Source organism: Vibrio sp. THAF64, from assembly GCF_009363455.1.
Lineage (GTDB): Bacteria > Pseudomonadota > Gammaproteobacteria > Enterobacterales > Vibrionaceae > Vibrio > Vibrio coralliilyticus.
Genome location: NZ_CP045355.1, coordinates 664578 through 684806 on the forward strand (window position 1 = coordinate 664578; position 20229 = coordinate 684806).

Here is a 20229-nt window from a genome sequence, read left to right on the forward strand (position 1 = left end):
GGTGAGCTATGAAAAACATAATTACTCTAATGATTATATTAGTGCTGAGTTCGTTCCAATCACACGCTGCAACTCAGTCGAGCAAAGTGGTTAAAGTCCCTCATCATAAATCGACCCATGTCACTTTAGTTGGAAAAGCAAAACGGGTATCACTTGGTGATCCAGAAGTGTTGGATATTGTGATGCTTAAATCCAATGAAGTCTTCTTGATCGGTAAAAAATTGGGTTCGACTAACCTGATGGCTTGGGATAGTCGAGGCCGATTAATTGAGTCCATCAATATCGAAGTGACGCATGACCTCAACAGTTTAAAAGCCAAGCTATTCGAATTCCTTCCCGATGAAGAAATTGGTGTGCACAGCGCGCAAAATAGACTGATACTCAGTGGCCTAGTCAGCTCTCAATCGGCGATGAACATTGCTTTAAGAGTGGCAGAAACTTATGCCGCTGGCCAAGAAGTCGACAAAGAAACGGAATCTCTGAGTGAGCAAGTTTCAAAAACAGGGGTCATCAATCTGCTTACTATTGGCGGAGCACAACAGGTGATGTTGGAAGTTACGGTTGCGGAAGTGCAGCGTACGTTAGTCAGAAAATTTGACTCTAATTTTCATTTCTTTCAGTCGAGTGGTGACTTCAATTGGGGGGGCACATCGGCAGGGGGATCCATTGACGATGTGAACAATGTTGTCGCGCCGATTTTTAATGCACCGACTATTGAAAATACGGGGTTGCTAGGAACACTGATAGACAGCAATACCTTCTTTACATTCGCCTTGGATATTGCCAAGCAGAACGGTACGGCCAAAGTCCTTGCTGAACCTAATCTTACAGCGCTGAGTGGTGCGAAAGCTGAATTTTTAGCTGGTGGGGAATTTCCTATCCCTGTACCTGATGAGGACGGTATTACAATCGAATACAAAGAGTACGGAGTAGGTTTAAAATTCATTCCTACGATACTCACAGATCAGAAAATCAACCTTAATCTTGCGGTGGACGTGAGTGAAATCGCCAATTCTGCCACATTAACCCTTGCCCCTGGTGGTACGAACGCCACCTATGTCATCCCCCCGATTACACGTCGTAGCGCATCGTCGACACTGGAGTTAGCGGATGGGCAGACTATTGGGATAGCTGGTTTGTTGAGTGAGAATGTAAGGGACTCTGTTGCTGAAATGCCGGGTTTCAGCGATATCCCAATTCTTGGACAGATGTTTAATAGTCAGGAATATATCTCAGGTGAGACTGAGTTGGTGATTCTGGTGACTCCACGCTTGGCTAAACCTATTGATCGCAACCGGGTGACGTTGCCGACAGACTCGTTCGTTGAGCCAAATGATTTTGAATACTATTTGCTTGGTCGAGGTGCCTATCTTGAACCTGCTGATGCATCGAAACCAAAAGCAGAGCGTAGTGCGCCCATGGTGGATTATTCCAAAGGTGGCACTGAAGGTACCTTCGGACACAGTTTATAGGAGGCAATATGATTTATCGATATTTACAGATTTGTATTTTATGCCTGCCTTTCACGCTACTAGGTTGCGTTAACAATGCAGACCGCCTCGGCGAGCATGTTGCAAAAATAGCATCTGAGCAGACTTATAACCCGAATGCGAGCAGAGATAATCTTGAGGTGATCCCGACAGGTAGTGGTGAGCGGATGGAAGGGGCTTATCAAATTTATACTGGTAAGCAGGACTCTGAGTTGTCAGGCACAGATAGCCAAGTTATTGAGAATTTTGGCCAAGGCTCAGGGAAAAAATAGTGTCCTAGAGAAATAGCTTCGATAACTTATGGTCGAAACTATGACATAAGTCACGCTGTTTTCTACAATTAGACTAATAAAAGAGAATGCAGTCAAAGTTAATCCAGTAGATATGAAGGGTTATAGAGACTGGAATGCTTTGAAGTATGTTAATACTTCATCTAGCGGGCTGCTAGGAGAAAGGGTATGGGAGAAGCGGTTAAGCTTACACCAAATGGAGATTGTCCTATCAGATTGAAAACCAATTTAACAATTTGGGTATTTTACTCGTCTGATGCTTTTCACCTGCACATTAGCCATGAATTGTCTAAATGCCAGAGCGTGAGTTTTGAAATGATCTCATTCCATGGCTTAGTTGTGAGTAATCTATCTCACTTCTCTCCTCCTGATTTGATTTTCGTTGAAACTGGGCCGAATTGGGCACAGAAAATTGTCGAACTGCAGCAATATGAAGCCCCTGATTCTGCCGAAAGTGGTCATGAAGCTTCCTTAATTGTCTTTGGTAATGAAAATGATAACGGTGCATTGAAAATAGCGCTGAGAATTGGAGCGGCTGATTTCATTTCCGATAAAGCGATGCTCGACGAACTGGTACCTCTGCTGAAAAATGTTGCTGAAGATAAAGTTGCTAACCGTCATCTTGGCGAGCTGATGGTGTTTATGAACACTAAAGGTGGCGCAGGTGCCTCTATGATTGCTTTGAACACTGCAATAACCATTGCCAAACAGAACCCTGAGCATGTCTTATTGCTCGATCTGGACATGCAATTTGGCGTCATCGAAGACTATCTAAATATCCACAGTACCTATGGTTTGGCTGATGCAATCGCCAATGTAGCCGACCTTGATGACGTCTCACTGGGCAGCTTGGTTACTAAACATGAATCGGGCCTGCATGTTATCGGTTTTAAACGTGAAAGTAGCCATGAAAATTTTGAAAAAGCGAACCAACTGAATAAGCTGATTCCGGTGTTAAGAGAACAGTACCCGTATGTGATTGTTGATTTATCACGTGGGCTCGACCGAACATTTACTTCCGTGATTTCACCTGCCACCAAGGTGTTCATGATCACACAGCAAAACTTAGTAGCGATTAAAAATACAACTCAACTTCTCAAGTTACTCACCTTTGAACTAGGCGTATCCAAAGAGCAAATGGAAGTGGTCGTGAATCGCTTCGAAAAGCGTCAATCGATCAAGTTAAAGGATATCCAGGACACGGTAGGTAATATCCCTATTCATACCATACCCAATGAATTCAAAGTCGCGATTGAAAGTGCCAACTTAGGGCGCCCTTATATTCAAGCTAGAAAGGGGAGTGCGATTGCTAAGTCTGTTAGGAAGTTAGCGGCTACCTTGATGCCAGATAATGAAGTGAAAAAAGGTTGGTTCAAAAAGTTGTTTTCTTAGCGAGCATATTTTAAGAGGGAACTTTTATGTTCTTTAAAAGAAAAAACATCAATCCAGAATTGCAGCAGAGGGTCGCTGAAGCAGAGGCCGAAGAAAATCAACAGCAAGCTATGGTCGATGACAAGCCAAAAGAAAGCGTCTCGCTAGAGCTGCATCAGTCTCATGAACCTGTCGATTCTTATCGAGAAAGAAAAAAGCTCGAAGCGGAAGCAAAAGAGCACGCTGTTGAGGAAGCGCGTAAGCAGTTAGAGCAAGAGTTAGCGGTTAAGCATTATTACCACCAGCGACTGTTAGAAACATTGGACTTAGGACTTTTGGCGAGTCTGGAAAATGACAGAGCGCGAAAAGAACTGCACGACGCGATTGTTCAACTGATGGCGGACGATCAGACCCATGCATTAAGTGCGGAAGGTCGTAAGCGTGTGATTCAACAAATTGAAGATGAAGTCTTCGGCTTAGGGCCCCTAGAGCCTTTGCTTAACGATGCAACTGTCTCTGATATTCTGGTCAATGGCCCGAAAAAAGTGTTTGTTGAACGTCGTGGTAAGTTAGAACTGACTCCTTATACGTTTCTCGACGAGCGTCACTTACGTAACATTATCGATCGAATTGTGAGTCAAGTTGGGCGTCGTATTGATGAAGCTTCGCCTATGGTGGATGCACGATTGGTGGATGGTTCACGTGTTAACGCCATCATTCCCCCTTTAGCCCTCGATGGTGCCTCGGTGTCAATCCGTCGTTTCGCAGTCGAAAAACTTAATATGGAAAACCTATTAAGCTTCAATTCTTTGTCACCAGAAATGGCCAAGTTTGTTGAAGCCGCGGTTAATGGTGCTCTCAATGTACTGATTTCGGGTGGTACAGGTTCGGGTAAAACCACCACATTAAACATTTTCTCTGGCTTCATTCCCTCTGATGATCGAATTGTGACCATCGAAGACTCCGCTGAACTGCAGTTGCAGCAACCTCATGTTGTTCGCCTTGAGACTCGCCCTGCCAATCTTGAAGGCAAAGGGGAAATCACTCAGCGTGACTTGGTTAAAAACTCCCTTCGGATGCGACCTGATCGCATTGTGCTGGGGGAGGTCCGTGGCGCTGAAGCTGTTGATATGCTAGCGGCCATGAATACCGGGCATGACGGTTCTTTAGCTACGATTCACGCCAATACGCCGCGCGATGCTTTGTCTCGTGTCGAGAATATGTTTGCGATGGCAGGTTGGAACATGTCGGCTAAAAACTTACGGGCTCAGATCGCTTCTGCAATTCATTTGGTTGTGCAGATGGAGCGTCAGGAGGACGGTAAGCGTCGTATGGTCAGCATTTGTGAAATCAACGGTATGGAAGGTGAGATTATTACCATGTCGGAGATTTTTAAATTTCACCGTAAAGGCTTAGATGAAGATGGCAATGTGCTAGGGTACTTCACGGCGACTGGTGTGGTACCTCAGTGCCATGATCAGTTGTCGAAAAAAGGGCTCCATCTGTCTTTCGATATCTTCAATGAGTCATACTCATAAGGAGAAGAATTATGCATCAGGACGCAACATTCTTTTTCATACTCTTGTTTTTTGCTGTGGTGTTTATTTCACAAGCGTTGATTTTGCCTGCAGCGGGGAGCAAAGCTAAGCACAAAGAGTTGTCCGAACGTCTTAAAGAATCCCAATCGAAGCTCGATGAAGAAGCCTTGTCTTTGCTCCAAGAGCACTATCTTAAAAGTTTAACGCCGTTAGACAGAAAGCTGGTTCGGTTTGAGGTGTTCTCTTCACTCAAAAAAATGATTGAGCTTTCCGGTTATGATTGGAGTTTGACACAGACTTTGACAGTGACATCGATTCTATCAGTGTGTGGCTTCTTTATTGTTCTATTGATAAGCCAACCTGTCTATGTGGCTCTAGCAGTAGTAGTTGCCATCTGGGCATTTCTTTATTTCTGGCTCAGCAAGAAAATATCGGACCGCCTTTCCGCGTTTGAAGGACAGCTACCGGAGGCATTAGATATTATGCGCCGTATGCTGCAAGCGGGACAGCCCGTTACTCAAGCCTTCAGTGAGGTTGGGGAAGAGATGCCAGCTCCAATTGGTGTTGAGTTCAAAAATACCTTTAATCTTTTGAATTATGGCTATGACATGCGTATGGCGATCATGCAGATGGCAGAACGAACGCCGACCGTTTCCATGCTGGCGTTTTCCAGTGCAGTGCTGCTGCAAAAGGAGACCGGGGGTAATTTATCTGAGAATCTGGAAAAAGTGTCTAGGGTATTGAGAGCTCGTTTTAAGTTGCAGCGAAAAATTAAGACATTATCAGCAGAAAGCCGTTTATCTGCATGGATTTTGGTGTTGTCACCATTTGTGCTGTTTCTTTTCCTCAGTTTTGTTAACCCTGGTTATGTTGAACCCCTGTATACCGACCCCAGAGGCATGAAGCTGATCAGTGGTGGTGTCGTTAGCTTATTTATCGGTTCTCTGTGGATACGGAAAATCATTAATTTCGAGGTGTAGACATGGAAACGATTCTGGAACAGTTTGCAGTTTACAACTTAGACGAGCAGACAGTCTTTTTGAGCCTAATCCTCTTGGCGACGGTGTTGGTGGTGTTCACCCTGTCGCTGTTGCTGGTCGGGCCTAAATCGCCTCTAAAATTAAAGCTTGAACAACTCAGGCAGTCTACTCGTTCAGACAAACTGAAAAAAAGTCGCAGGCTGGATCATACCTTAGAGTCACTGGCTCCTGTGATGAAGCCTTCTAACTCAAAAGAGAGCGAGAGTATACGGCAAAAACTCATGCATGCTGGCTATCATGATGCGAATGCATTGACGGTTTTCTATGCGTTTAAAGGCATGACAGTCGCGGTCGGTTTAGGGTTAGCGGCAGGCTTTTACTTTCTTACCCCAGACATGGCGATGCTGAATTTAGTCATGGTAGCGAGTGTTGGGGGCGGGCTTTATGTGCCCAATATACTTCTCGGACATTTGGTCAAAAAGCGTCAATCAAGAATTCGTGGTGGTATCCCGGATGCATTAGATTTAATGGTGGTGTGTACGGAGTCGGGTTTGGGATTTAATTCAGCACTTCGCCGCGTCGCTGACGAGGTTGCAATCTCTCATCCAGATTTTGCTGATGAGCTGGATACCGTATGTGTCAAAATTAATGCAGGTGTGGAAATGTCAGATGCATTTAATGATTTGATTGAGCGTACTGGGCTTATTGAGATTGCGGGTCTGGTCACCATGCTGGCACATGCCTCGCGCATTGGTGGTAGTTTGGCACAAACATTACGTGAATATACCGATGATTATCGGGACAAGAGAAATCAAGAAGTCGAAGAAATAGCAGCGAAGATACCGACTAAAATGATATTTCCTCTGCTGCTCTTTATCTGGCCGTGCTTTTTCATTGTAGCGATCGGCCCTTCTATGCTGCTATTCACATCGACCCTAGGAAACTAAAAGGAGTGGAGCAATGAAAGGATTTCATCTGATAGTGCTCACCCTATCTGGAGCGCTGCTAACGGCTTGCGCATCGAATGAGCCGAGTATTGATACGTCGCTTTATGAAGGTAAACCCATTGACTCTTTGACTTCAGACGAGCCACCGAAAACAGAAAAAGAAGCCATTACTCGGGGCGATGATGCTCTGAATGCTGGCAATGTTGATTTGGCTTTGTATGAATACATTCGCTCGTTGGCATTTGAAAATGGCCAATTTCACGACCGTTCGCTGTACAACATTGGTCGAATTCACCAATCTCGCAACAATATACCGATGGCGCAAAAAGCGTATCAGCTGGCGCTGAAAGAAAATCCGAATAATGTGAAGGTGCTTGAACAGCTCGGTACCATTTACAGCCGCTCGGGCGATGTGGAATCTGGTGGTAGTTATTTCCTCAAAGCGATTAATGCCGACCAAATTCGATTGGGGAGCAAAAAAACACTCAGCGAGGAAGATTTAGCGACTTCGAAAGAGATAGCTATGTTGAAAACAGATAACTATTCTCCAGAGTTTGCCTACATGGGGCTAGGAGTCATTGCCGATATTGATACTGATCATAAGCGAGCTCAGGCGTTCTATAAAAAAGCGCTAAGTATCAAACCAAATTCGGTAAAAACCTTAACCAACGTAGGTTACTCATTTTATATGGAAGGAGATTACCGCAAAGCACAGAGGTTTACTTTAGAGGCTCTGGATAAAGATCCGACCAATGATAAAGCATTGAATAACCTTGCTCTGATTTACTTAGGCAAAGGCGAAATTACCCGAGCGATCAACGTTTTTTCACAGCATATGGGTAAGCCGGAAGCGTTGAACAATGTCGGGTATTTTTTAATCCTACAAGGCAAGCCAGACAAGGCGATCCCATACTTGCAGCAAGCTATCGACACAAAAACGTCTTACTATAAAGTCGCCAACGAAAATCTTGAACGCGCGTTAGCTATGGTGCGGGAAGAAAAAAACAAAACTGCTGCGGTAGCGGAATAGAAAAGGGAGAGCCAATGCTCTCCCTTTTTGTCTCTCAGTGATTTCAGTTGAGATAGCCACCTGCGATACCTGCGGCCATAAAGAATATCACCATCCAGACAATAGGCAGTTTGAGCTGTTTAAGCAGATAGAAGCCCACCAAAACAAAAGAGATATCAATTGGGCTCATGACCGCGCTGGCAAATACGGGCTGATAAAGTGCAGCTACCAAGAGGCCAACAACGGCTGCATTCACGCCGTTTACGGCGCCAGACACTTTGGGCATTTTAGCCAGCGACTGCCAATTTTTCAGTACCCCTAAAAGTAGTAAGAACCCCGGCAAAAAGACACCCATAGTAGCAATCAGTGCGCCGGCGATTGGTGCTTGAGGTAGTAACTCATAACCAATGTAAGTGGCAAAGGTAAACATCGGCCCAGGCACGGCCTGAGCGGCGGCATATCCTGTTAGGAAAGCGTCTTGGCTAAGTTGGTCACCGACAATATTTTGCAGTAATGGCAGCACCACATGGCCGCCACCGAATACTAGGCTACCTGCTTGGAAAAAGTCATTGAATAGTCCCAGAGCGGGCACATTGGAAGCGACAAAAGGCAAGCCCACAATAAGAACAACGAAGAGAGTCAAGGGGAGAATTGAAGGCTCAAAGCGTGTCTGGACAGACTCTTCCTGATTACCCAAATACTTCATGCCGATAAGTGCTGCGATCACTAAAACCAGCATTTGGGTCGCGATACCGGGAAGAACTAACAGTGAAATTGCGGTTAATAAACAAAGCGATACTGAAAGTTTTTCCTTGCAGAAGTTTTTGTACATTCCCCAAGTGGCGTCTGCAACCACAACAACGGCCAACAGTTTCAAACCATGCACAATATTCTGAAACAGAGAAGTTTCTGTCAGTTGGCTACTAAGTACCGCCAGCGCCAGCATGATAAGAACGGAAGGCAGGGTAAAGCCCAAAAATGCCATACAGGCACCCGGTAAACCGCCACGTTTGTAACCGAGAGCAAAACCTACCTGACTTGAACCAGGGCCCGGAAGGAATTGACTGAGTGCGACGATTTGCGCGTACTCTTTATCGTCTAACCAGTTTAGTTTTTCGACAAAATTGTTACGAAAATAGCCGATATGGGCAGCTGGGCCGCCGAAGCTTATCCAACCAAGCCAAAAAAAGGTTTTAAAAATAGACAACATGGTCTGGTAACTCTTAGAACAAATACTGCGCATACTTTAAGAAATGTACTAAAATGATTCCAATTAATAGTTTTAATACAATGTATGAATAATATGGGATTGCTGTGAAAGAGTTCAACTGGAAAGGGATCGACCTCAATTTACTTGTGGCGTTTCAGGCTTTGTACAATACCCAAAGCGTTAGCCTTGCAGCGCAGCAGTGTTATGTGAGTCAGTCTGCTATGAGTCATACCTTGCAGCGTCTTCGAGCATTGTTTGATGACCCTTTGTTTGAACGTATTGGCACACGCATGGAACCGACACAGCGCTCTCATGATATGGCTCCGGTAGTTCATAATTTGTTGGCAAGCATTAAAAATGATCTGCTGACAAAGCAGCATTTTGTTCCACAAGAGTACAGTGGTGCGTGGAAAATTGGTCTGACGGATTATGCCGAACAGTTGTTTGCTGCACCGCTTTATGATGCGATTAAACGTCATTCCCCTCTCTCTCAAATTAGTTTTTACAACGTTAATCGCAGTAATTACCAAGACATCGCTGACAGTGAACATCTCGATATGGTTATTGGCAGTATTACCAATCATGGCAGTCGGTATTTGTCACAACGCCTATATACGGAGCAGCACCTCTGTTTATACGATCCTCAATGTTTCGAAGTAGAGCTGCCGATGACGCTGGAGCAATTTGTGTCAGTCGAGCATGCCTTAGTCAGTCCCGATGGCAACTTGCAAACCCAAGTTGATGAGCGATTGGCAAAGCTAGGACTTCAGCGCCGTGTTGGGGTCGCCTCTCGCAACTTCTTAACCATCAGGCGGTTGCTGATTGGTCGGAAGCTGATATGTATTGTCCCGAAGCGTTTTGCTGAGATGGAGATGTATAGTCACAGTCTACAAGCGGTCGAACCTCCCATTGAAGTGCCGGATTTTGAAATTAAAATGTTGTTTCTAAAAGCGCTCAATAGTGACGAAAAGAATACCTGGGTTCGACATGTTGTTGCCGAAACCATTTGTTAGGAAAGGTGGGAGGATTTGAGTGTGTGGAGTGAGCCGACTGATTTCCAAATCACTAGTGTAAGAATAGCACTCAGATAACCGTCAATGGCATAGTGCCAAGCGAGATGGACCGAACCAATCTGTATGACCAAAACATAACCCCACATCAAATAACCTAACTTCTTGTGCAATTTTTGGAATGCGAGTGCCATTGTTACTGCGACTGAAACATGCATGCTCGGCATGGCTGATATACCACCGCCAATACCAGAATTCTGGTTTGAATACATTTGCCATAGCATTTCCTGAACATCCAAGGCCCAAAGAGGAAACCAGTGGTTGTCGACCAATAATTGGCTCTGTGTTTCCAGCCGCTCGATTAAAGGTAAATAGTATTGATGCTCTGGGTTGAGTAAGTGCATGTAACATGGGCCCGCGGAGGACATCAGTACTGCTGCAACACCGCCTATTAACAACCAACTAGTAAGAAACGTAATAAGAAACTGGTCTCTCAATTTTTCGAGGTCACGGCGAATGATGAAAAACAGCACGCTCCCCCACATTAGAAGAAACCATAAGTGGTATAAAAAATTAATCACGCTACTCGCTAACGCATTGCCAAACACTTGATGCGTGATTTGCCACGGTGAAATGCCGAAATGTAGCCATTTGTCCAGTTGGTAAAAAAGCTCATCAAACTGAAATGGATTGAGTTCAGGGATCAAGGGTTTTAGAAACGTGTAGCTGGAAAAGGTCAGGTTCAGTGCCAATACAAGTAACGCAAAGCTAATGGCTTTCGACAAAGGTTGAAAAAATGAACGCATCGCTCTGAAAAAGTAGAGTGTTGGGTGAGGTTTTCGATGGTAAAGCAAATACACATAGTAGACGCAGCTCCACACTAGAAAGGTGACATAACAGACTTGGACTAGCGTCGCCAAGTAGATGATAGGATCAAATTCAAATCTTGGGTCATCCAGATAAAGTAGTGATAAAACATACAAACAAAGAGTGGTCGCAAACACATACCCATAAAGCACCCGATCCCGGTACAGGTCTGATTGTATCTGTTGCCACTGAGTGATTACCTGTGCTTTGTCCACTGCTGCCTATATCTATGATACGAATGAGCCTGACTTTAAGTGTAGAGCAACTTGTGGGGCTTCGAGGCGGTAGCGCAGCTACTTATGACTCACCACCAGTGGCCGTTTACCATCACAGGCGCCCTTCTCTAATTGATTAAGTGGGTTGGCGTCTTTCCAGCCCCAGCGATGATCTTCTCGACTTAGCTTACGATACTGGGTAGGTGTGACTTCCATACAACGACGGAAGGTGTCGTAAAAGCGGCTGATGGAGTTAAATCCTACCGTAAGGGAAATGTCGAGTATGGTTCGTTCCGTATCACTCAGCAGCGCACGGGCGTGATTAATTCGCATCGCAGTGATGTATTGCTTGATGGTCATTTGCATGGTGCGCTGAAAAATAGTCATGGCGTAATTGACGTGCAACCCTGCATAGTCAGCGACCTTTTGTGCTGTGAGCGGAGTGTTGTGGTGGGTCGCAATGTACTCCAGCATCTGGCTGACATAAAACTGCGAGTGCTTTGAAGTATTGCTTTTCGCGGCCTTATCTGTGCGACCTGTTGAAAGCTGCTGCCAACCATCGAGACAGACGCGTTTGAGCATCAATCCAATTTCATCGGTGACTAACTGCTGGCGACTTTCCGACGGGTGTTGACTCTCTTTTGTCCAGCGAGCAATTTCAAATTCGCTGATTAAATTACAGGACTTAGATTGCAGCACAGCGCCATGGGTAAGTTGGCTCACCAGATCGCGGTTAAGCGGCCAAGACATAAAATGATGAATTGGAATATTGATGATGCCCATGTTGTGGCTTGCGCCAGGGTCAGTGAGACGGTGCGGCACCGAAGCCCAAAAGAGTCCAATACTGCCATTTTTGAGGTGAATTGGGCTGCCATTCATCATGTACTCTACGTCGTCACCAAACGGAATATTAACTTCGATTTGCCCATGCCAGTGATAACCGGGCATCGCGTGTGGCGCACGCATCTCCACATCAATTTTTTCGTAAGAGGAATAGAGTGACAATGGACTGACCGAGACACATTCTGAGGAGTACTGCTCTTGAGCAGTCACAGAGAGTAGATCGTTAGGCGAGGGCATGTCGGCTCCTTACGAAATGGTAGTTACAGGGTTGTAACAGACCTTTGTTTGGTAAAAAGAGAGATAGTTCAAAAGCTGAATAAGTCGCCCATTTTGTGGCTGAGAACGTAGCACGGCTAACATTTTGCCGTTATTGACGGTGGTTTTTCGATTTAAATGCTCAATCAATCCCGAATATCTCTTAAAGACTCCTAAAAACACTTTTTCTGTTACATGAGGCATTAAATCTTAGTAAATGAGAGAGTGATGAGTTGAACCGAGACGACTTAATCATAATCAAGTCAGTAATGTGGATGCATGACCTAGACCTATCAATAAAGGATCACATGAGCATGAACAGTCCAAAAATTACGTTTATCGGTGCCGGCTCGACCATCTTTGTTAAAAACATTCTTGGTGATGTATTTCATAAGCCAGCGTTAAAAAGTGCGCATGTAGCGCTAATGGATATCGACGAGATTCGTCTTGAAGAGTCGCATCTTGTCGTCAGTAAGTTGATGAATTCTGCAGGCGCCACAGGCACCATTTCTTGCCACCTTGATCAGAAAGAAGCGTTGCAGGACGCGGACTTTGTTGTCATCGCATTTCAGATTGGGGGCTATGAGCCTTGCACCGTGACCGACTTCGAAGTGTGTAAGCGCCACGGGTTAGAGCAAACCATTGCTGATACCTTAGGCCCGGGCGGTATTATGCGTTCGTTACGCACCATTCCGCACCTGTGGAGTGTGTGTGAAGACATGAAACAAGTCTGCCCGGATGCCACCATGCTGAACTACGTGAACCCAATGGCGATGAATACCTGGGCCATGTACGAAAAGTATCCAGAGATTAAACAGGTTGGCTTGTGTCACTCCGTGCAGGGGACGGCAGAAGAGTTAGCACGCGATCTGGATTTGGATTACGCCGACTTGCGTTATACCTGTGCGGGCATCAACCACATGGCTTACTACCTGACGTTTGAGAAGAAGGACGAGCAGGGCAATTACGTTGATATCTATCCAGATTTGCTCGATGCGTTTGAGCGTGGCGAGGCTCCTAAACCAGGTTTGCATCACGATGGCCGTTGTACCAATTTAGTTCGCTACGAGATGTTCAAGAAGCTGGGCTACTTTGTCACGGAATCTTCCGAGCATTTTGCTGAATACACGCCTTACTTTATCAAGCCAAATCGACCGGATCTGATTGAGCGCTATAAAGTGCCAATTGATGAGTATCCAAAACGTTGTGTTGAACAGATTGCTGCATGGAAACAAGATTTAGAAGACTACAAGCAAGCTGACCAAATCACAGTGAAAGAGTCTCAGGAGTACGCCAGTACGATCATGAACTCGATCTGGACAGGTACGCCAAGTGTTATCTACGGCAACGTCAAGAATGAGGGTTTAATCGACAACTTACCGCAAGGCTGCTGCGTTGAAGTCGCTTGTCTGGTTGACGCCAATGGCATTCAGCCGACCAAAGCAGGACGCTTGCCGAGCCATTTAGCGGCATTGATGCAGACTAACGTTAATGTTCAAACGCTGCTAACCGAGGCCATCTTGACAGAAAACCGTGAGCGTATTTATCACGCTGCGATGTTGGATCCACATACCGCGGCTGTTCTCGGTATCGATGAAATCTATGCGTTGGTGGATGACTTAATCGAAGCACATCAGGGATGGCTTCCTGAATGGGTTTATCAATAAAAATAATAATATCCCTTTCAATAACGTGAATCATATACGCTTCCAGTGATGGGAGCGTTAAGGAGCAAACATGAGTATTTCGATGAGCACCAAACTCAGCTATGGGTTTGGTGCCTACGGCAAGGATTTCGCCATCACAATCGTCTACATGTATCTGATGTTTTACTATACGGATGTAGTCGGTATTTCAGCGGGCATTGTTGGCACCATCTTTTTGGTGGCGAGAATCTGGGATGCAGTCAATGACCCACTCATGGGCTGGGTGGTAAACAATACCCGAACCCGTTGGGGGAAATTCAAACCCTGGATTCTGATTGGTACCCTAACGAATTCTGTCGTCTTGTACATGGTGTTCAGTGCCCACCTGATTGAAGGCCCATGGCTTATCGCCTACGCAGCCATTACCTACATTCTATGGGGTATGACTTACACCCTGATGGACATCCCTTTCTGGTCTTTGGTACCAACGCTGACGATTGATAAGCGAGAGCGTGAAGAGCTGGTCCCTTTCCCGAGGTTCTTTGCTAGCTTAGCGTGGACGGTAACCGCTGCGATTGCGATGCCATTCATTAACTATGTTGGTGGTGAAGACAACAAAGGCTTTGGTTTTCAGATGTTCACCCTGTTACTGATCGTTTGCTTCCTGATCTCCACTTTTGTCACTCTACGCAACGTAAAAGAGCGTTACTCAACCACCAAACTCAATAAAGCTCAGCCTGAAGAGAAGGTATCTCTGAAGAAAATGCTGTCGTTGATCTACAAGAACGATCAGCTTAGCAGCCTGCTGTGTATGGCTCTATCTTACAACCTAGCGACCAACATTATTACCGCCTTTGCCGTGTACTACTTCACCTATGTTGTAGGGGACGAGAGCCTGTTCCCTTACTACATGGCGTACGCTAGCATCGCTAACCTCATTACGCTGGTCCTATTCCCTAAACTGGCTCAGTGGTTCTCTCGCCGAGTTCTTTGGGCCTGTGCGTCTGGCTTCCCGATTATCGGTAGTGCAGTGTTGATCTACATTGGCATGAACGATACCCAAAGTGTGCTGCTTATCTCTACTGCAGGTGTGTTCCTGCAAATAGGTACCGCACTGTTCTGGGTGCTTAACGTAATTATGGTTGCCGATACGGTTGATTACGGTGAAGTGAAGCTTGGTGTGCGTTGTGAAAGCATTGCCTACTCAGTACAGACTCTGGTAGTAAAAGCGGGCTCAGCGTTTGCGGCTTTCTTTATAGGTATTGCCTTAACCGCTGTGCACTACGTGCCTAATGTAGAGCAAACGCCGGAAACCATCTTTGGCATGCAGTGTATCATGATTGGCTTACCAAGTTTGTTCTTTGCTATCGCGCTGTTTATGTACTTCCGTTACTACAAATTGAATGGCGCGTATCATCAACAGATCCAGCAACAGTTGATGGAAAAATATGAGCTAGTCGACAACGATGAGCATAATGAAGACATCGTTTCTTCCGACAAACCTCAGCCTGCTCAGGCGTAATCTGTTCAGCCCTTTTATCCAAAGGGCTGCTTTTCTAATTTCTGAACATCCCCATGGAATAGGGAGCTAAACAAGATGAAACACTCATTGATTGCCAGCATGATCCTAGGAGCTCTGCTGAGTGGAGCGGTGTCTGCTAACACTTTACCTGAGACAGTACTTGCAGCTGGAGAAAACCACAGCGTTCTGGCTAACCCAGGGTTTGAAGACAGTGGCCTAGGTTGGCATTACTGGTTTGCCAATATCAAAGACGATAAAGCGTTTGAAGGCCAATATCGCGGCAGAATTGCCATTGGTGCGGGACACAGCATCAGCCAGGTAGTCACTATACCTGAAACGGGCTTTTATCAGCTGTCGGTTCAGGCGATCAGTCCAGGCAAAGATGCCCGCGTTGAATTGACTAACCTTGGCGATGAGGCTTTCCTGAGTAAAAAACTCAAAAAGAGTCACGACTACAAGCACAATAAAATTAAACAGATTCCGTTGGAGAGGGGTGAGCAGATAAAGCTACGTTTCACAGGGTCAGATGTGGGCAGTGTCAGTATCGATCAGGTTGAACTGGTAAAAAGCACTAAATCCAAGTCGCCACGTTTTAATCAAATCATAGGGTTTAAGGCTAAAGGGCAATCCGGCGAGAGCATCATCGATAAAGAACGCAGAACCATCGAGTTTGAACTGCCGTATGCGAGCGACGTCTCTGAAGTAGCGATTGCTAAACTGCTTGTGTCTAAAGGCTCTCGAGCGTCTGTCGAGCAGGGGGAAGTCCTCGATTTCAGTCAGCCAGTTCACATCAAACTTAAGGATGAAAAAGGGCGGGTTGAGAAGTGGGAAGTGCGTGCTCGGATTAAAGCGAAGCAAGTCACCGTTTCGTCTTCCAATGATAAATTGCAGGACTCGTTTGACTGGGCGAAAGAGAAGACACGTCAGTTTGTGATGACGGGGCAGCACGACTTGATCAACCGTGATGAAAACAACAATGATGGTACGGGCAGCGCGGATTACTTACCTTCCTATTGGGCGGGTTACTTTGATCGTACGGCTTTCTACTCTCGGGACTTTCTTCACCAGTCGGCTGGCGCTAAGTTAGCGGGCTTAGATCGTGAAAACTTCTCTATGTTCAAAACCTTCGCTAAGCATTCTACTGAGTCGAGAAAGTGGTACACCCTATGGGCGATCAACTTTGATGGCAGCCCACACCTGATCGACTACGAAGACGATGACTGGTTTGTGCGTGAGGTCCCGGCGCAGTTTGAATTTCTTGAGAAGGCTTGGGAGCAATACCAATGGACGGGCGATAAGCGCTACATTGAAGACAAAGACCTATGGCGTTTTTACACCAAAGTGATGACCGATTATATCGCACTGCATGACGATCAGGATCCAAACGGCATCGCTGAAGGTTATGGTGGTATTTTTGAAGGCTCGGCGACCTATAACGAACGGGGTGAATTCCCGATTGAAGCGGGTGACGGGATTGGCTCTCAGTATCAAGCAACGGTGGCTTATGCGGCCATGCTTAACGCCAGAGAAGAGTATAGTGAATCTCGACAATGGCAACAAAAAGCCCAGCAACTGAAAGACTACTTTAATCAGGAGTGGAGTATCGCTGACCCAGAAAAGCCTTTGGATAACTACGTCAACATAGTGCAGAAGGATGGCTTGAGGCTGAACGACTTTGGTAAAGAAAACAGCTGGTTTATGCCGATGAAGCTGATCACCGAGCCTGGTGAGCGTAATGACCGATATCTAGACTTTATTTCGCAAAGTCTCGGTGATGGCATTGGCTCGACGCCGGATGCTCCGAATAATATCGAGGCGTACAGCTATATCCCAGAGACCTATTTTCCGTACAACCGCAATGAGGAAGCTTGGAAGTGGATGCAGTACATCATGGATATGAAAGATTTACCTCATGAGCGTCCGACACAAGGCACCAATGGCGATTATCCAGAGATCTCGTTTACTTTTATCGCCAATACCATTGAAGGGCTGATGGGGGTGAAACCAAACGCGGCAGACAGTCATCTGATTACGGCATCGCATCTGACGGCGGATATTGACTGGCTTGCGGTTGACTACTTACCAATGGGCGAGCATGAAGTCGCGCTGCGCCATGAGGGTACTGAAAAGTCGACACTAACCAATAACAACAATAAGCCGCTCACGTGGGAAGCGTGGTTCTATGGAGACTATCCAACGTTGGTGGTCAATGGAAAGACCGTTGAGGCGAAACACAAAGTGGTTAATGGTCAGAAGGTGAGCTACGTACTGGTTAATGTGCTAGGGAAAGAGTCACATTCGGTGTCGAAAAGCCGCTAATTTACTTAAATTCTAATTGAAAGGGCGCGATTAAGCGCCCTTTGTTGTTTGTTACTTTTCCGAGGTAAAGAAATCGTTGTAAAGCATATACAGGTGAGCAGCACTCCAAGAGAAGTTCGGAGCACCTTGTTGAGCGCCGGTAAGCGGATTGTAGTTCTCTCTGATTGGGCCGTCTTGAATCAAGCCATCGGCATTGTCGAAGAAAGCCGTGGCCATCTCGACTGCATCATCACGGTAACCGTATTTCTCCATTCCTTTAAGGCCAAAGTAGAATTGGTCGACCCACACACGTCCACGCCAGTAGATATCAGCTCCAAAGGCAGGGTTAGACAGCGCTGCGGTACCCAGAGGCACGTAAGTGTTGAACTCTTCGGTATCTTTCATCACTTTCACCACCGCATCGGCGTGTGCTTGAGTTGCTGCGCCATTAAACAGTGGTGACCAGCCCTCTGGCCCTTTGCCACGTTCAACGATCGGTTTGCCTGCACAACCATTGGCAAGTGGCTTATCTTCGATGCGAATGTCGTAGAAATAGCCACTTTCTTCATCGAACATGCAGGTATTGATGTAATCAGCCAAGTGTTCGGCTTTCTCGCGGAAAACTTTTCCTTCGTCTTGCTTGCCTATGATGTCCGCCATTTCAGCAAGGAACTGATTATCGCTGTACATATAGCTGGCTTGATCGACCGACTCCTGCAGTAACGAGTAACCTAGTAGGGTGCCATCTTGTGCTCGGTTCTGAGCGAATTGCACATCCCAATCACTACGTTTTCCACCCTTCTCGACGTACTTGTCCAGCTGCTCCTTGTCGATAAAGCCAAATACCGCCGCATCGTCGCGGCCAGATTCCCATGACGCCGCGGTTTGGGCCGGGATTTCAATATGGTCGTACTGGCCATTGGCAATGATTGCTTGATATTGATCGAGCCCGCTAAAGGTTTGTTCTTTGTCGCCACGAGTGACGGTAAACAGCATCTGACCGTCAGGGGTGTTATGGGCTTTGTCACGAGCGGCGCCATACTCAGGTACACCATTACCATTGTTGTCGCGATTACGTAACCACCAGTTGTGGTAAGCGACCAATTTAGGGTACATCTCTTCTAACCACGCTTTATCACCGGTTGTTTTATACACTTCCATGACTGCCCATGTGGCTAAGCTCGGCTTAGTGTTGCGTTCATTCCAGTTACCACCATCGCCGCCACGCTCAGGGCTTAAGTTGTAAGCCAGTAAGTCAGGTACATAACCTTCATCCCACGGGCGAACAGGATCATCGGCCTGAATCTGGTAGGCGAACATGGCGCGAATATTGTCTTTCGCCACTTCTGGGTTGAAATGCGCCATTGCGTAGGCTTGTTTCCATGTGTCCCACGGCCAAGTTTGATTACCAGAGAACCAACGTGCGGTCACCGATGGAGTGACAGAATCAAATTTCATCGCACCAGCTACGCCACGCCAGTTACCATTCAGCGTCTCCATCGCTTTGACTGCCACTCGCTCTTGTTCTGGAGTAGCATTCGGGTTGGTTAGCCCTTTCTCAAGGTAGTGTTCCCAGCGTTGAACGGAGGCTTTTTGATATTTGTCTGGGTGGGTGAGTATGTCTTGTATTTTGCTCTGCTCAGCTCGGTTTTCTTTTGCTGTCAGCACATGCGTGTATGTGGTGTAGAGGGTTGTAGAACCAGAAACATGCGCTTTGGAAACAAACTGATGACCCTCGATTTCGGTCTTCATCGGGATGGACTTGTGAATCTGATATTCAGATTCACCTGAAGTCAGCAATGTCCATGTTTCACGGACTTTACCAAACGTCACTTTGAGGCCATCATCGGTTGCGACAATCTGGCGGTCATAATTTGGATAAGCCTGATCGATGGTTTTATCGGATTGAGGCTTGCCTTCTTTGGCGTGGTATTTTTCCAGCAGTTCACCATCCCACACTAGATCAAGTGGCTGCTCTGAAGTGATCTTAGTTTCAAGCAGCGAAGTGCGGTTGCTAGCAAAACGAAGCGTCATCTCGATTTGTACATCGTCAGAATGCAGCTTTTGAACCAAGGCGCCGGGCAGGCTGTACGCTTCCATCTCAAAATCTACTTTCTGGCCATTTTTGTACACGGTTAAGCGGTCGAAGTTGTTGGCCATAAAGTTGATGTATTCTTCAGTCAGTAATGCGGTCCCCGGAAAACCACCCATACCGTCTTTATTGTCTGGTAACAGGTGCCCATGCCACGCGCCCAAATCGAAGAAAGGGTTAAAACGCTGGTGGTCATCAAAATCATAGTCACGCATATATTCTGGAGAACCAGTGCGATCAATGACGTTCTTGAATTCCAGTGCCTGTGGTGTTGGCTCATTGGTGACTGAAGCGCAGCCAGAAATGGCCACAGCGGAACTTACAGCAAGGGCGATAAAAGTTTTACTAAGGGTCATGTCATTTTCCTTGGTCAAAGGTCTGAACGTTGTTTGAGAAGATTTTATCCGCCATGAACACAAGGTTTAACCGAACTTTAGTTAATGTGTGATCTTAATTTAGTAAAGTTTTACTTGATGGGTGATTACATCGAACCTGTTAATGATGGGCAGAGAGAGCATTATCGAGCTAGGTGCAATTGATTGATTCGTCTGCAAGATAAAGAATGGGCAAGCATGTGCGAGTGCTTATATGGGGGATGTTTCAAGAAAGGTAACGGGTCGTTATTGTGAAGCCTAGCGCTATAAGC

General features: G+C 46.1%; 15 protein-coding genes. 11 read left to right on the forward strand and 4 right to left on the reverse strand.

All coding sequences use genetic code 11. The features are described from left to right. Window positions 1–8 precede the first annotated feature (8 nt). From FIU99_RS03140 to FIU99_RS03170, 7 genes are all read left to right on the forward strand, one after another. Window positions 9–1472 carry a type II and III secretion system protein family protein gene (locus FIU99_RS03140; protein ID WP_038513361.1) on the forward strand — a complete coding sequence of 488 codons (1464 nt, stop codon included), beginning with the start codon at window positions 9–11 and terminating at the stop codon, window positions 1470–1472. An 8-nt stretch (window positions 1473–1480) separates the two neighbouring features. Then, a complete protein-coding gene (locus FIU99_RS03145) occupies window positions 1481–1762 on the forward strand; it encodes a hypothetical protein (protein ID WP_006959813.1) in 282 nt (93 codons plus the stop codon). A 186-nt stretch (window positions 1763–1948) separates the two neighbouring features. Then, complete coding sequence (locus tag FIU99_RS03150; protein ID WP_006959812.1) at window positions 1949–3172, forward strand: AAA family ATPase; 1224 nt, start codon at window positions 1949–1951, stop codon at window positions 3170–3172. Between the two features lie 26 nt (window positions 3173–3198). Beyond that, on the forward strand, window positions 3199–4689 hold the full coding sequence (locus FIU99_RS03155) for an ATPase, T2SS/T4P/T4SS family (RefSeq protein ID WP_006959811.1): 1491 nt from the start codon (window positions 3199–3201) through the stop codon (window positions 4687–4689). 11 nt (window positions 4690–4700) lie between these two features. Then, window positions 4701–5669, forward strand: a complete 969-nt coding sequence (locus tag FIU99_RS03160; RefSeq protein WP_006959810.1) for a type II secretion system F family protein — start codon at window positions 4701–4703, stop codon at window positions 5667–5669. A gap of 2 nt (window positions 5670–5671) precedes the next feature. After that, a complete protein-coding gene (locus tag FIU99_RS03165; protein ID WP_006959808.1) occupies window positions 5672–6616 on the forward strand; it encodes a type II secretion system F family protein in 945 nt (314 codons plus the stop codon). Between the two features lie 13 nt (window positions 6617–6629). Then, window positions 6630–7646, forward strand: a complete 1017-nt coding sequence (locus tag FIU99_RS03170; protein WP_006959805.1) for a lipopolysaccharide assembly protein LapB — start codon at window positions 6630–6632, stop codon at window positions 7644–7646. A gap of 43 nt (window positions 7647–7689) precedes the next feature. Here FIU99_RS03170 and chrA read toward each other — a convergent pair whose 3' ends face one another. Beyond that, complete coding sequence (gene chrA, locus FIU99_RS03175; RefSeq protein ID WP_006959803.1) at window positions 7690–8835, reverse strand: chromate efflux transporter; 1146 nt, start codon at window positions 8833–8835, stop codon at window positions 7690–7692. Between the two features lie 104 nt (window positions 8836–8939). Between chrA and FIU99_RS03180 the strand changes: the two genes are divergently transcribed. Continuing rightward, window positions 8940–9848, forward strand: a complete 909-nt coding sequence (locus FIU99_RS03180) for a LysR family transcriptional regulator (RefSeq protein WP_006959801.1) — start codon at window positions 8940–8942, stop codon at window positions 9846–9848. Here the strand turns inward: FIU99_RS03180 and FIU99_RS03185 are convergent. Both FIU99_RS03185 and melR read right to left on the reverse strand, forming a co-directional pair. After that, the gene (locus tag FIU99_RS03185) at window positions 9845–10927 is read right to left on the reverse strand and encodes a phosphatase PAP2 family protein (RefSeq protein ID WP_006959799.1); all 1083 of its coding nucleotides are present in this window, start codon (window positions 10925–10927) and stop codon (window positions 9845–9847) included. The two genes, FIU99_RS03180 and FIU99_RS03185, sit on opposite strands and share 4 nt — an antisense overlap. Before the next feature lie 78 nt (window positions 10928–11005). Further along, window positions 11006–12007 carry a transcriptional regulator MelR gene (gene melR, locus FIU99_RS03190; protein ID WP_006959797.1) on the reverse strand — a complete coding sequence of 334 codons (1002 nt, stop codon included), beginning with the start codon at window positions 12005–12007 and terminating at the stop codon, window positions 11006–11008. A 332-nt stretch (window positions 12008–12339) separates the two neighbouring features. Here melR and FIU99_RS03195 point away from each other — a divergent pair, with 332 nt between their 5' ends. The 3 genes from FIU99_RS03195 (at window position 12340) to FIU99_RS03205 (ending at window position 17512) form a co-directional block, all read left to right on the forward strand. Next, the gene (locus FIU99_RS03195; protein ID WP_006959795.1) at window positions 12340–13692 is read left to right on the forward strand and encodes an alpha-glucosidase/alpha-galactosidase; all 1353 of its coding nucleotides are present in this window, start codon (window positions 12340–12342) and stop codon (window positions 13690–13692) included. A gap of 70 nt (window positions 13693–13762) precedes the next feature. Beyond that, window positions 13763–15193 carry a melibiose:sodium transporter MelB gene (gene melB / locus FIU99_RS03200; protein WP_006959793.1) on the forward strand — a complete coding sequence of 477 codons (1431 nt, stop codon included), beginning with the start codon at window positions 13763–13765 and terminating at the stop codon, window positions 15191–15193. A gap of 75 nt (window positions 15194–15268) precedes the next feature. Continuing rightward, window positions 15269–17512: a hypothetical protein gene (locus FIU99_RS03205; protein WP_152472003.1), complete on the forward strand. Its 2244-nt coding sequence runs from the start codon at window positions 15269–15271 to the stop codon at window positions 17510–17512. Between the two features lie 51 nt (window positions 17513–17563). Here the strand turns inward: FIU99_RS03205 and ygjK are convergent, their stop codons facing one another. Beyond that, window positions 17564–19939, reverse strand: a complete 2376-nt coding sequence (gene ygjK / locus FIU99_RS03210; protein WP_152472004.1) for an alpha-glucosidase — start codon at window positions 19937–19939, stop codon at window positions 17564–17566. Window positions 19940–20229 lie beyond the last annotated feature (290 nt).